Origin of the sequence: Actinoplanes derwentensis (assembly GCF_900104725.1) — a bacterium.
Taxonomy (GTDB): domain Bacteria; phylum Actinomycetota; class Actinomycetes; order Mycobacteriales; family Micromonosporaceae; genus Actinoplanes; species Actinoplanes derwentensis.
Genome location: NZ_LT629758.1, coordinates 1,957,219 through 1,969,929, shown reverse-complemented (window position 1 = coordinate 1,969,929; position 12,711 = coordinate 1,957,219). Strand labels below are relative to the sequence as shown.

The window sequence follows — 12,711 nt, the reverse complement described above, 5'->3', positions numbered from 1 at the left end:
TGGCGATACGTTCCGGCTGTGCGCCGCCCCGCTGACGCTAACGAGCGTCAGTGGCGACGGTGGCGGTTCCAGGATCGAGCCGTCGTCGCGCTCTTCGACGGCGCGGTCGATTGCTCGGGCTGCCGCTGGTCACAGCGGCAGCAGGCCCGCACTCACCCTCGCGGGGATCCTGCTCCGGACCAGATCATGATTCGAGAGACGGTTCCCCGGCGTCGTTCCTGCCCCAGTTGCCGAGTGCGGCGATCGCCTCGCGCAAGGCGAGCCCACGATCGGTCAGCGCATAGGCCCGGGTGTTGTGTCGAAGGGGCAGGCGAAACAGCACGCCAGCCGCTTCGAGCTCGCGCAGGCGTGTTGCGAGCATGTTCGTCGGCACGCCGAGGTCGCGCTGCAGATCGCCGTAGCGTTGTGGCCCGTCGAGCAGCCGTTCCACGATGAGCAGGGCCCACCGTGCTCCGACGACGTCGAGGGCCGCGGCGAGGTCGCTCACGCTGTCGGGTCGGCGTCCGCCTTCATCCAGAACGGTGAGTAGTGGTAGCCGTCGGGGTCGTCGAACTGGCGCTGGTACATGAAGGGGTAGTCGTCGGTGTCACCGATCCGCCCGCCGGCTGCGCCGGCGCGGTCGACGAGCTCGTCGACCGCCTCGCGGCTGCCCAGGTCGAACGAGACCGTGACCTTCGAGGGCGTCTGAGGTCCGCCGATCAGCTCTTCGACTCCGCCGACGCTCGCGTACATCTCGCGGCTGCCGAGCATGACGTACTGCTCGGGCGCGATCGCGAAGCACGACACGTTGTGGTCGGACATATCGGCGTTGAGGGTCCAGCCGAGGGCCGTGTAGAAGGCGGTTGCGCGCTCGACGCTGTCGACCGGGCAAGTGATGAAGAGGCTCATGCGGGCCATGCTTGCAAAATGCAAGTAGCCCGTCAAGGGGTACGCGTCCCGCACAAGGGTCGGCTACTGCCTGCGTCCCACACGACGGTGTTGCCGTGGACGTCCGGGTTCCCGGCGGGGCACGGCGACGGCGTTCATGACTGAAGGTCGCGAAGGCTGACCCCGGCCGCTCACGCGGCGTTCTCGTAGGCCGGGGTCAACGGGGCCGGACGGCCCAGGAAGTAGCCCTGGCCGTTGCGGACGCCCGCCTGGGTGAGGGCGGCCAGTTCGCCGGCGGTCTCGATGCCTTCGCCGACGACGCTCATGCCGAGGGAGGCGGCGAAGGTGACCATCGCGGTGGCCAGGGCCTGGCGGGCCACGTCGAGGTCGATGCCGGCGACGATGCCACGGTCGAGTTTGATCACGTCGGGGCGCAGGCGCAGGACGTGCTGCATGGAGGCGTAGCCGGCGCCGGTGTCGTCGACGGCGAAGCGGACTCCGGTGCGGCGAAGACGCTGGACGGCGGCGGCCAGGGTGTCGTAGTCGGCGACGGCGGCGTGTTCGGTGACTTCTACGACGATGCGGGCGGCGTCCGGGCCGAGTCCGGTGAGCAGTGCGGCGAAACGGTCGTCGAGGATGGTCTGGGGTGCGGCGTTGACCGACAGGTAGGCGGTCGGCGGCATGAGCTCGAGCTGGCGTACGGCCAAGGTGATCGCATGCAGTTCGAGGTCGATGCCGAGGCCGGCCTGCCACGCTTCGGCGAACCAGACGTCGGGGGTGCGGTAGGGGGTGCCGGCGAACCGGGACAGCGCCTCGTACCCGGCGATCCGCCCGGTGTGCAGGTCGTGGATGGGCTGGAACAGGATCTGCAGGGCGGCCGGGTCGCGCAGGGCCCGGACGGTGCGGTCGCGCATGCCGGTCTGGTGTGCGGTCGCGGCTTCGGCGGCGGTCCGGGCGATGTATTCGGCGGTGATGTCAGCGGTGGAACCCTGGTAGGCGATGAGCCGGCCGTCACGGTCGTGGACGGCGGTGGCGCTGCTGCGGACGTGCCGGATGCTGCCGTCGCGGTGCAGCATCCGGGACTCCCGGTTCTGCCAGCCGTTGCTCACCCGGCTGGCGTTGACTTCGGTCCTGATCGCGGCCTGGTCCTCGGGCAGGAAGAACAGGTCGATCGAACGGTTGCCGATGATCTGGTCGGGGCGGTACCCGAGCATGGCCTCGACGGCCGGATTGGAGTAGGTGTACCGATAGTCGGTGTCGATCCGCCACACCCAGCCCTGGGCGCTGGAGGCGGCGTCGTGGAAGGCCTCGGTGGCGGTCTGGGCCGTCTCGGCCAGGTCGCGGTGCACCCGCATCAGGCGGCGCACCGTGGCCGCGACCACGAGCAGCCACAACATTCCGGCGAGGGCCACCCAGTCATGGAGCTTCGGGGTGCCGCCGCCGGCCAGGACGTCGTACCAGTCACCCAGGTAGTGGCCCAGGGAGAGCAGCGAGCTGATCGTCAGCACGACGATGGCCGACGACAGCGCCCGGCGGGTGCCGTCGGCGGCGGACCTGATCGAGAACATGGGCACGCCGTGAGAATCGGTCAACCGGTCTGCCACCTGAGTACCTATTCGGGAAGAGAACCGAGATAGGCGTTATAACGTGCCAGTTCGTCGTCCTCCCCCGCGGCGACGGCCCGGTCCGAGGCCCGGTCGGTGCGGGCCTGTTCGCGTTCGTCGCTGCGGATCCACTGCCGGACCAGGACCAGCAGGATCGCCGCGGCGGGCAGTTCACCGAACGCCCAGGCCAGCCCGGCACCGAGACGCTGGTCGTCGAGCAGCGGCTGGGCCCAGGCGGGGTGCACGGCGGCGTACCAGTCCAGGCCGATGATCGTGGCCGACTGCAGCAGCACGAACCCGAAGAAGGCGTGCGCCACCATCGCCAGGAAATGCACCATCACCAGCAGGGCCGGGTGGATCCGGCGGCGGCCCGGGTCGGTGCCGATCAGCACCCAGAACAGTAGGTATCCGGCGATCACGAAGTGCGCGATCATCGCGAGGTGACCGAGGTGGTAGCGCATCAGGATGCCGAGCAGGTCACTGAAGTACAGGCCGTACAGGCTGGCCACGTAGATACCGAGCGCCACCAGCGGATGGGTGAACAGCCGGGCGGCCCGGCTGTGCAGGACGATCAGCAGCCATTCGCGGGGGCCCCGGACCCGAGGGTCGGCGGGGCGGCGCAGCGCCCGCAACGCCAGGGTGACCGGGGCGCCGCCGACAAGCAGGATCGGCACCACCATCGACAGCACCATGTGCTGGATCATGTGCACGCTGAACAGCACATACGCGTAGCGGGCGACGCCGAGGCAGGTGATCGCGGCGAGCAGCAGCAGGCCGCCGGTCCAGGAGGCGGTGCGGGCGAGCGGCCAGTGGTGTCCGGCCTTGCGCAGACGTACGACACCGATGAGGTAAGCGGCGATGCCGGCGACCGTGAGCGAAAGGATGAACATGTCGGGCAGTGGGTCGCCGAGCATCCGCAGCCCGGTCGGCGGGAGCGGGGCGGGGAAGCCGAGCAGTTCGGTCAGCGGGTCGAGGTCGGCGACCTCCGACTGCGGGGCGGGGCTGCGGGACAGGGCCACGGCCAAGCCGATCGCGGCGCCGAGGACCACGAGTTCCCCCACCGCCAGGCGCAGGAAGGCACGCGGGCGGCCGGTTCGCAGGGCGGGCAGGGTGCGGGCGCGGTGCAGCGCGCCGATCAGACCCACCAGACCCAGAGCCAGGACCTTGGCGAGTACGAGTAACCCGTACCGGCTCCCGAAAAGCTCTGACCAGGCACCGAGTCGCACCGCCGCGTTCGCGGCACCGCTGACCGCCGTGACGATGAGACAGGCCAGCGCGAGGCGGCTGTAGCGGGCGACCGCCTCCGGGAACGCCCGGGCCCGGCGCACCAGCAGCAGCCCGCCGAGGCCGCCGATCCAGAGGGTCGCGGCGAGCACGTGCAGTACCAGGCTCGACACCGCGAGCTGGTGGTCCCCGGCACCGGCGGCGTGCCCGGTGAACACGGGCGGCACGATCGCCACCAGGGCGAGGATCGTGGTGACGGCGGCCAGCCCGCGCGACAGCCCGGCCCGGCTGAGCACCACCACCAGCAGGATCAGCCCGGCCTGCCACATCAGGGCCTGCCCCTGCGAGATGGACAGGGCGAACCCGGCGACCGGCTGGACCCCGAGTTCCGGCACCGGCACGCCGAGCACGTCGGAGACGCTGAACAGGATCCGCGCGACCACGACCAGCAGCCACGCAGCGGCCAGCCAGGTGGCCCGGCGCAGCAGCTGCCAGCCGTGCGCGGAGACGCTGGGACCGTCGCCGGGCAGCAGGAACGCGGCCGTCACCAGCACTCCGGCGAGCAGCACCGCCAGCAGGTCGGACAGGGTGGTGACCACCGGCAACGCCCACGGGGTGACCGGCCCGGCGTCGGGCAGGCCGGGGATGACGGTGGTGTCCACTCCCCCGGCGAACATCAGCGCGGGCACCAGCACCACCGCGGCCGTCCCGGCGACCAGCGCCGTGACCGACCGTGTTCTTGACTTCACTTTCCACCCCTGACCCTGCGGCAACGCCGTGTTGGTCGGTTTCCGGGCCCGGCTGGTTCCCGGCCCTGGCGTGAGGTGCGTCATTCCGGTGTCAATCATCTGTCGGCGGGCGGATCCGTCAATGGATGCGGCTCGCCGCGTTCCGGCCGCACCGAGCCCGCCGAGAACTGCCGGGATTGCGGGGCGTCACACAGCGTTGAGTTGGACATTGGCACTGGCGGGCATCGCCGCCACCGGATGGGGCTTCTCCGACTTTCTCGCCGGGGTCGGCGCGCGGCGGCTACCGGTCCGCGCCGTCCTGATCGGAGCCCAGCTGACCGGCCTGGTGCTGGCTCTCGTCTACCTGGCCGTCCGGGACGGTCCGCTGCCCACCGATCCGCGGCTACTGGTGATCAGCGCCGTCGCGGGCACACTCTCCGTACCGGGCATGGGCCTGGTCTACCGGGCGATGCGCGACGGATCACTGGCCGTGGTCGCCCCGGTCGCGGCCGGTGCGGCGCTCATCCCGGTCGCCTGGGGCCTGCTGCACGGCGAACGGCTCAGCGCGGGCGGCATCCTCGGGGCGGTCGCCGCGATGGCCGGGATGACCTGCGCGTCCTGGCCCGCCGGAGATCGCGCGGGACGGCGGGCCCGGTGGCGGGCGGCCTGGTGTGCGGGCGGGGCGGCACTCTGCTTCGGCACGTTCTTCGTGCTCGTGCACGAGGCGGCGCCCGACGATCCGTACATCGCCACCGCTTATGTCCGGCTCGCCGGCGGGATCGCGGGTCTGCTGCTACTCACCGAGGCCCTGGTCCGGCGACGGATCCGGATGCCGCGCGGCACCGGCTCGCCCTGGCTGCTGCCCGTGGGGGTCGGCGTGCTGGAGACGGTCGCGGACGGCGCGTTCGCCGTGGCCGCGGCCGGGGTCGCCGTCGGTGCCGCGGCTGTCGTCTCCTCCCTCTATCCGGCGGTCACGGTACTGCTCAACGCCGTGCTGTTGCGGGAGCGGCTCCCGGCCGTACACCTCTGCGGGTGTTCGCCGCGCTGGTCGGGGTGGCGTGCCTGGCCGCCTGACCCGTTTCCAGGTGCTGATCTTCACCGGTAGCATGTGCCGCGGTGCTGGTTCACCCTGCCCGCCAGGTGGGGTGTCGCAAGAGGGAACCCGGTGTGAAACCGGGACTGCCCCGCAGCGGTGAGTGGGAACGACCGCCGTCATCGAGCACTGGGCCGCCCATGCGGCCTGGGAAGCGACGGCCAATAGGTGGCTGGAACACATCCGCGCCCACGAGTCCGAAGACCTGCCGGCACTGCGCACACCGGACGGTGTGCGCCGCCGGCGGTCTCTCGGGATGACCAAGGGGGTGACGAGCCCTTCCTGTCGTGTGCCCGTCGGCCACTTCGAGGGAAAAGGTCTTCGTGAAACTCCCAGCCCGCCTGCGGCCAGCCGCTGTGACGGTTCTCGCACTGACACTGGCCGCCTGCTCCGGCGGTGCCGCCCCGGTGACGACGGTCAACGGCGAGATCGCGGTGGCGATGCAGTTCCCGCCCCGGTCCGCGTACGCCTTCGACGCCGACGACGGCGCCCTGCTGATGACTCTCGGTGTCGCCGAGACCCTGACCAGTGTCGACGCGTCGGCACAGCCCGCACCCGGCCTGGCCACCGGGTGGGAACAGACCGCCGACCCGAAGATCTGGCGGTTCACACTGCGTGACGGGGTCACGTTCCACGACGGCACGCCGCTGACCGCGGACGCCGTGGTCACCGCGCTGACCTACATCTCCACGGTGTCCGCGCCGCCGCGTGCGGTCCGTGACATCGGCCTGACCGTCGAAGCCGACGGGGCCGGTGCGGTGCTGATCGGCACGAGCATGGCCGATCCGGTGCTGCCGCTGCGGATGAGCAGTGGAAACCTCGGGATTCTGGCGCCTTCGGCGTACGCGGCGGGTGGACAGCCACAGGTCGTTCGTACCGCAACCGGCCCTTATGTCTTGTCGGCCGTCAACGGCGCCGACTCGGCCGTGCTGGAGCGCAACGACGCCTACTGGGGTGCCGCGCCGGCCGCCAGCAAGGTGACGGTGCGTTATGTGACCGACCCGCAGAGCCGGGCGCTGGCCCTGCAGTCCGGGGATGTGCAGTTCGCCGAGGGCCTGCCGCACGCCGCCACCGCCCAGGTCGAGGCCGCCGGGGGCGCGGTGACCGCCTATCCCGCCGCGCGCACCGTCGAGTTGCTCCTCAACCAGAGCGCAGAACCTTTCAACGACTTGCGGGTACGCCGGGCGGTCACCGCCGCGATCGACCGGCCGACCCTCGCCGCCCAGGTCCTGCAAGGTGCCGCGACACCGGCCGCCGACCTGTTCGGCACCGCCGTGCCGTGGGGTTCGCGGGTCCCGCCGCCCGCCGCCGACCTCGCCGAGGCCAAAAGCCTTCTGACCCAGGCCGGGTACGGGCCGGGCAAGCCGCTGACCGTACGGCTCTGGACGTTCCCGAACCGTCCGGAGATGCCGGTGCTCGCCACCGCCATCCAGTCGATGCTCGGGGAAGCCGGCATCAAGGTCGAGGTGACGGTCGGTGACTATTCGGCGCAGGAGCCGAAGGTGCTCGCCGGTGACTTCGACATGTTCCTGAACTCGCGCAGCTACCTGTCCGACTTCGCCGACGCCGCCAGCGTCCTCACCTCGGACTACACGTGCAAGGGCAGCTACAACATCGACCACTTCTGCTCGCCGGAGTTCGACACCCTGGTCGGCACGCTGGCCACCACCAGTGACGTGACCGCCCGGCAGAAGGTGTTCACCCAGGCCGCGGGCATCCTCACCGACCAGGCCGCCGGCGTGATGATCGTGCACCCGAACAACACCGCCGGAACCCGTGGCGTCACCGGATTCACCCCCGACCCGCTGGGTGTCCGGCCGGTCCTGCCGCAGCTGAAACCCGCCGGGTGACGGTTCTGCTGCTGCGGCGGCTCCCGCTGCTGCCATTCGGGTTACTCGCCGCATCGGTCCTGGTGTTCGCGTTACCGCGGCTCACCGGGGCCGACACGGTCCGGACGGTCCTGCGGGCCCGGACCGCCTCGGCCGTTCCCGACCCGGCCACCGAGGCCCGGGTGGCCGCCGAGTTCGGGCTGGACGGGTCGGTCGTCGAGCAGTACCTGCGGTGGCTGGGGGCGGCGGTGCGCGGGGACTTCGGGTTGTCGTTCGTCACCCGTACTCCGGTCGGCCCTCAGGTCGGCGAGGCGCTGCTGGTCTCCGCGACGATCACGGTCGTCGCGCTGGTGGTGGCGTTGCTGGTGGGGGTGCCGGCCGGGGTGTACGCCGCTCGTAGACCGAACGTTCTCCTCGACCGGATCGTCACCGGCGCCGGCATCGTCGGGGTGTCGGTGCCGGAGTTCGTCCTCGCGCCGCTGCTCGTGCTGGCGCTGTCGGTGCGCGCCGGTCTGCTGCCCGCGATCGGCTGGGGCACCCCCGCGCACCTGGCACTGCCGGTGCTGACCCTGGCCGTCTACCCGGCCGCCCTCACCGCGCAGCTCGTCCGCGCCGAGACCGTGACCGCTCTGCAGCGCCCGCACGTGCTGATCGCCCGCGCGAAAGGCCTGCCCGCCGGGCCGGTGCTGTGGCGGCACGGTGCCCGCCTGGCCACCACGTCGGTGCTGTCACTGACCGGGATGTTCGTGGCCGGGCTGATCGGCGGGTCGGTGGTGGTCGAGGTGGTGTTCGGGATCCCCGGGCTCGGCCGGCTGCTCTACGACGCGGTGCTGGCCCAGGACCTGCCGATCGTCCAGGCCGGAACCCTCGCCGTGATAGCCGTGGCCCTGGTTGCCGGGGCGCTCTCCGAAGTAGCCCAGTTGGCCCTTGATCCGGTGGCGCGCCAGCACACGGCGGACCGATGAAGCCCCCGCCTCTTCGGGTAACTCGTCTACGGTTCCTTCTGGCAACTGTCACCGCTGGCGCGCTGTTGGTCGTCGCCGCTCTGGTGCTGCCGGATCCGCTCGCCGCCGACTACACCGCCGTACTGGCGTCCCCGTCCTTGAATCACCCGCTCGGCACCGACCAGCTAGGCCGGGACGTCGCCGCCCGCCTGCTCGCCGGCGCCCGCCTCACCCTCGGCCTGACCATGGCGACCCTGCTGGTCACGTCGGTCACCGGCACCGTGGCGGGCATGACAGCCGCCATGATCGGCGGCCCGCTCGGCCGGTTCGTCCCCCGCATCGCCGACCTGCTGGCCGCCCTGCCCACCATCCTGGTCGGCCTGATCGCCGCCGCCGTCCTGGGTCCCGGACTGCCGTCCATCCTGGCCGCGGTCTGCGCCGTCGGCTGGACCCCGTTCGCCCGGCAGGCCTACCACCTGACCGTCGCCGAGAAGGCCCGCGAGTACGTGATCGCCGCCCGTTCCTTAGGCGCCGGCCCGTTCCATGTGATCTTCCGGGAGATCACCCCGAACATCAGCGGCCCACTCTTCGCCCACCTGCTGCTACGTTTCGCCGGCACACTGCTGACCGTCTCCGGTCTGTCGTTCCTGGGCTTGGGCGTGCAGCCACCGGACCCCGAGTGGGGAGCGATGGTCGCCGAGGGCCGCAACCACCTGTTCGACGCTCCCCACCTGGTCCTGGCCCCAGCCCTGGCCGTGGTCCTGACCGCAACCCTGGCCACCGTCACCGGCCGCCGCCTGGTCAGCTCCCGAAGACCCGCGCACTCGGCCGTGCCGTAGCCGTCTCCCGAGTCACTGTCACGGCCGCTCGAAACAGGCCGAGTGGATGATCACCGCGAATCCCTGACCACTTGTCGATTCCAGGTCGAGGGCGAAACCGTCGGAAGTCTTGGCGGCCAGGACCCCGGCATCTTCGTTCTCGTCGTCATCGCACGTCCTCCGGCGCTTGCCCGCTGTTGAGCGTCACCCTCACGGGCAAGCACGTACTCAGCGTCCCGCAACCCCACACCGACATCACGCCCCACATCCCGCAAGCCGTCAGGGTCTACGAACACCTCCGGAACACCCATGACCAGACCTTCCCCCGAACAGACAACGTTTCGAGAGAGTACGTCCACGCTCCGAACCAGGTTCGCCTCTACGAGCCTTCAAACACATCCATCGGTAGAACCGCTGTTTCCGGAGATGCCGAGACCAGAGATGGGGCGCGCCGTCCCGGGGACTGGCCGGTCGCCGGGACGGGCTTGTGCGTGGGGGTCCGGAAGCGAGATCATCACGCATGCTCGATCCCTCGCCCGAGGACGACGGGACCTCGCCGGCCGTTTCCACGCCCCGTTTCGTCGGGCGTGAGCGGGAGATGGCGGCTCTGCGGGGCGCCCTGGCCCGGCCTCCGGCGATCGTGCTGGTGGAAGGTGAGGCGGGGATCGGCAAGAGCCGGCTGCTGCGCGAATGGCTGGCCGCGCCGGACCGGCGTACCGTCCTGGTGTCGATGTGCCCGCCGCTTCGTGAGTCGCTGACGCTGGGGCCGATCGTCGACGCGTTCCTCGGGATCGAGCGCCCGGTGCCCCGCGAACGGCTCACCGAACTCGCGGGCGCGTTACGGCCCCTGTTCCCGGAGTGGTCGTCGAACCTGCCGCCCGCACTGCCACCTCTGGACGATGCGAAAGCGGCCCGGCATCGCCTGTTCCGAGCCCTGGACGAGCTGCTCCGGGCTCTGAGTGTCGACGTTCTCGTGCTCGAGGACGCGCACTGGGCCGACGAGGTGACCCTGGAGTTCCTGCTGTTCGTCATCTCCCGGCAGAAGCCGGACGGCCTCAGCCTGGTGATCTCGTACCGGCCGGAGGAGGTCGCCGACGGTTCGTTGTTGCTGCGGCTGACGTCCCGGTTGCCCGCCGGTGTGACCCAACTGCGGATCGCCCTGGCGCCCATGCAACCCGGCGACACCGCGACGCTGGTGTCCTCGATGCTGGACGGCAAGCCGATCTCGCAGGAGTTCACCACGTTCCTGCACGACCGGACCGGCGGTGTCCCCCTCGCGGTGGAGGAGTCGGTCCGCCTCATGTGTGACCGCGCCGACCTGGTCTTCCGCGATGGACAGTGGGTCCGGCTGAAGTTGCGTGAGCTACGGGTTCCGCCGACGGTGCGCGACTCCACCCGGGAGCGGGTGAGCCGTCTGTCGCCGACGGCGCAGCAGGTGTTGCGCGCGGCGGCCACCCTTTCCGAGCGTTCCTCGGTGGCGACGATCGCGATGACCGCCAACCTGTCACCGGCCGTGTGCCGGGGTGCCGTCACGGAGACGGCCGTCGCCGGTGTCCTCGACGGGGACGACCGCGACCGCTGGCGGTTCCGGCATGTGCTGGCCGCCACCGCCGTCTACGAGGCGATCCCGTTGACCGAGCGCCGGCACTTCCACCTGCTGGCCGGCCGGGCCTTGGAACACCTGCGTCCCCCGCCGGTGGCGCGGCTCGCCCATCACTTCCGCGAGGCCGGGGAGAAGACATCCTGGGCGCGGTACGCCGAACAGGGCGCCGAACTGGCGATGGCCTCGGGTGACCACACCAAGGCGGTCGATCTGCTGGTCGACCTGCTGTCGTGGGCCGTGCTGCCGCCGGTGGACCGGGCGCGTGTCGCGAGTTTCGCCGGGGTCGCCGCGCTGGGCCGCCGGGAACCGGTCGACCAGGTCTACCACCGGGTGATCCGTACTCTGCGCTCGGTGTTGGAGACCCCCGGCCTGTCGGCTCGTCAGCAGGCCGAGATCCGCAATCCCCTGGGCCGGTTGCTGATCACCGGGGGCGAGGCGCAGGCCGCGCTCAGTGAGTTGGAGCAGGCGGTGGCCGGTCTCGATCACGACCCGGTCGAGGCGGCCCGGGCGATGACCTACCTGGGCTGGGCGTACGCGGGACCGTGGCCGGCTTCGACACACCGGCGCTGGCTGGATCGCGCCGCTGAACTGACCGCCCGGATCGACTCCCCCGCGCAGCGGCTGAACCTGGCCGGGAACCGGGCCGCGGCGTTGCTCATGCTGGGTGAACAGGAGGCCTGGGACGTCGTCGCCGGTCTGCCCGTCGACGGCACGACGGCGGCGGAGCGTCTCGATGTGGCGCGCATCCACGTGAATGTCGGTACCGGGGCGCTGATCTGGGGCCGGTACGCCGACGCCGAGGAGCACCTCGCGGTGGCCATGCGCCTGGCCGAGGCCGAGCGGGCGTCGCGATTGCAGCACAACGTCCGCCTCGAACAGGCCAACCTGGCGTGGAACACCGGCCGGTGGGACGGTCTCGCCGAGACGAGCGCGGCACTCGCCGACGCCGACCGGGACCGGCCGGCACATTACCTCGGCAGTGTACGCCTGGCTGCCCGGCTGGCAGCCGCGGCCGGACGGCGGCGTGCGGCGGAGGAGCAGTTCCGGCTGGTCCTGGAGGAGTCGGCCCGGCTCGGCGCGGCCGATGACACGATGGAGGCCGCCGCCGCGCTGGCCAGACTGTGGCTGATCGACGGGGACAGCCGCCGGGCGCTGCGGGTCACGGACGAGCCGATGGACACCGTACAACGCAAGGGTGTCTGGGTCTGGGCGACCGATCTCGTGCCGGCCCGGGTCGAGGCGCTTCTCGCCCTCGGTGACCCGGCGGAGGCGACCCGCCTGGTCGGCCGGTTCGCCCGGGGGCTGCGTGGCCGGACGGCGCCCGCGCCTCGGGCCGCGCTCGCCGGGTGCCGTGCTCTGCTGCTCGCCGCGGCCGGCGACCACTCGCGGGCGGCGACGGCCTTCGACCGGGCGGCGCGCGCGTGGAGTGCGTTGCCACGTCCCTACGACGCCCTGCGTGCCCGCGAGCGGCAGGCCGAGGCGCTGCTGGCGCAGGGCAGGATCGAGCCGGGCCGCGAGTTGCTGGCGGCGCAGTACGAGCAGTTGTTCCGGCTCGGTGCCCGCGGTGACGCGGACCGGGTCGCCCAGCGGCTGCGCGAGCACGGCGCCGAGGTTCCACGGTTGTGGCGTGGCGGCCGGCGCGGGTACGGCGACGAGCTCTCCCCGCGCGAACTCGACGTGGTCCAGCTGGTCGTGGCGGGCAAGACGAACCGGGAGATCAGCCGGATCCTGTCGAAGTCTCCGGCCACCGTGGATCAGCAACTGCGCGCGGCGATGCGCAAGCTGAAGGTGAGCTCCCGGACCGCGCTCGCGGTCAAGGCAGTCGAGGCCGGCGTGTTTTTTGACGTATCCGCCGGATAGCTAAGACCCCTCGTCCGGCCCGAGCATGGCTGCATGATCCATAGCTATCGGCCGATGCATGTCTGAGCAACCCGACGACTCCGGCGTCGAGTACCCGTCTCCCCCTGAGGACGAGACGGACGAGGCCCACGAGGCCGACGA

9 protein-coding genes and 1 riboswitch are annotated in these 12,711 nt (G+C 71.3%); of the genes, 5 read left to right on the top strand and 4 right to left on the bottom strand.

Annotated features, from left to right (window positions below; all coding sequences use genetic code 11):
• Positions 1-184: 184 nt before the first annotated feature.
• From BLU81_RS08995 to BLU81_RS08980, 4 genes are all read right to left on the bottom strand, one after another.
• Positions 185-487: a winged helix-turn-helix transcriptional regulator gene (locus BLU81_RS08995; RefSeq protein WP_092543340.1), complete on the bottom strand. Its 303-nt coding sequence runs from the start codon at positions 485-487 to the stop codon at positions 185-187.
• Positions 484-888: a VOC family protein gene (locus BLU81_RS08990; RefSeq protein ID WP_092543338.1), complete on the bottom strand. Its 405-nt coding sequence runs from the start codon at positions 886-888 to the stop codon at positions 484-486. The genes BLU81_RS08995 and BLU81_RS08990 overlap by 4 nt, the downstream gene beginning before the upstream one ends.
• A gap of 170 nt (positions 889-1,058) precedes the next feature.
• A complete protein-coding gene (locus BLU81_RS08985; protein ID WP_092543336.1) occupies positions 1,059-2,435 on the bottom strand; it encodes a sensor domain-containing phosphodiesterase in 1,377 nt (458 codons plus the stop codon).
• 44 nt (positions 2,436-2,479) lie between these two features.
• Entirely contained in the window at positions 2,480-4,444 is a 1,965-nt protein-coding gene (locus BLU81_RS08980) for a cytochrome c oxidase assembly protein (protein ID WP_231954319.1), read from the bottom strand.
• Between the two features lie 196 nt (positions 4,445-4,640).
• Here BLU81_RS08980 and BLU81_RS08975 point away from each other — a divergent pair, with 196 nt between their 5' ends.
• The 5 genes from BLU81_RS08975 (at position 4,641) to BLU81_RS08955 (ending at position 12,570) form a co-directional block, all read left to right on the top strand.
• Positions 4,641-5,528 (top strand): EamA family transporter, encoded by an 888-nt coding sequence (locus BLU81_RS08975; RefSeq protein WP_231954318.1) that lies wholly within the window; start codon positions 4,641-4,643, stop codon positions 5,526-5,528.
• A riboswitch (cobalamin riboswitch) is annotated at positions 5,527-5,743 on the top strand. (Overlaps the previous gene by 2 nt.)
• A 129-nt stretch (positions 5,744-5,872) precedes the next feature.
• Positions 5,873-7,366 carry an ABC transporter substrate-binding protein gene (locus tag BLU81_RS08970; RefSeq protein ID WP_197686158.1) on the top strand — a complete coding sequence of 498 codons (1,494 nt, stop codon included), beginning with the start codon at positions 5,873-5,875 and terminating at the stop codon, positions 7,364-7,366.
• Entirely contained in the window at positions 7,363-8,310 is a 948-nt protein-coding gene (locus BLU81_RS08965) for an ABC transporter permease (protein ID WP_092543332.1), read from the top strand. Before BLU81_RS08970 ends, BLU81_RS08965 begins: the two co-directional genes overlap by 4 nt.
• A 65-nt stretch (positions 8,311-8,375) precedes the next feature.
• Positions 8,376-9,128: an ABC transporter permease gene (locus tag BLU81_RS08960; protein ID WP_157751419.1), complete on the top strand. Its 753-nt coding sequence runs from the start codon at positions 8,376-8,378 to the stop codon at positions 9,126-9,128.
• 499 nt (positions 9,129-9,627) lie between these two features.
• Positions 9,628-12,570, top strand: a complete 2,943-nt coding sequence (locus BLU81_RS08955; RefSeq protein ID WP_092543328.1) for a helix-turn-helix transcriptional regulator — start codon at positions 9,628-9,630, stop codon at positions 12,568-12,570.
• The last annotated feature ends 141 nt before the right edge of the window (positions 12,571-12,711 follow it).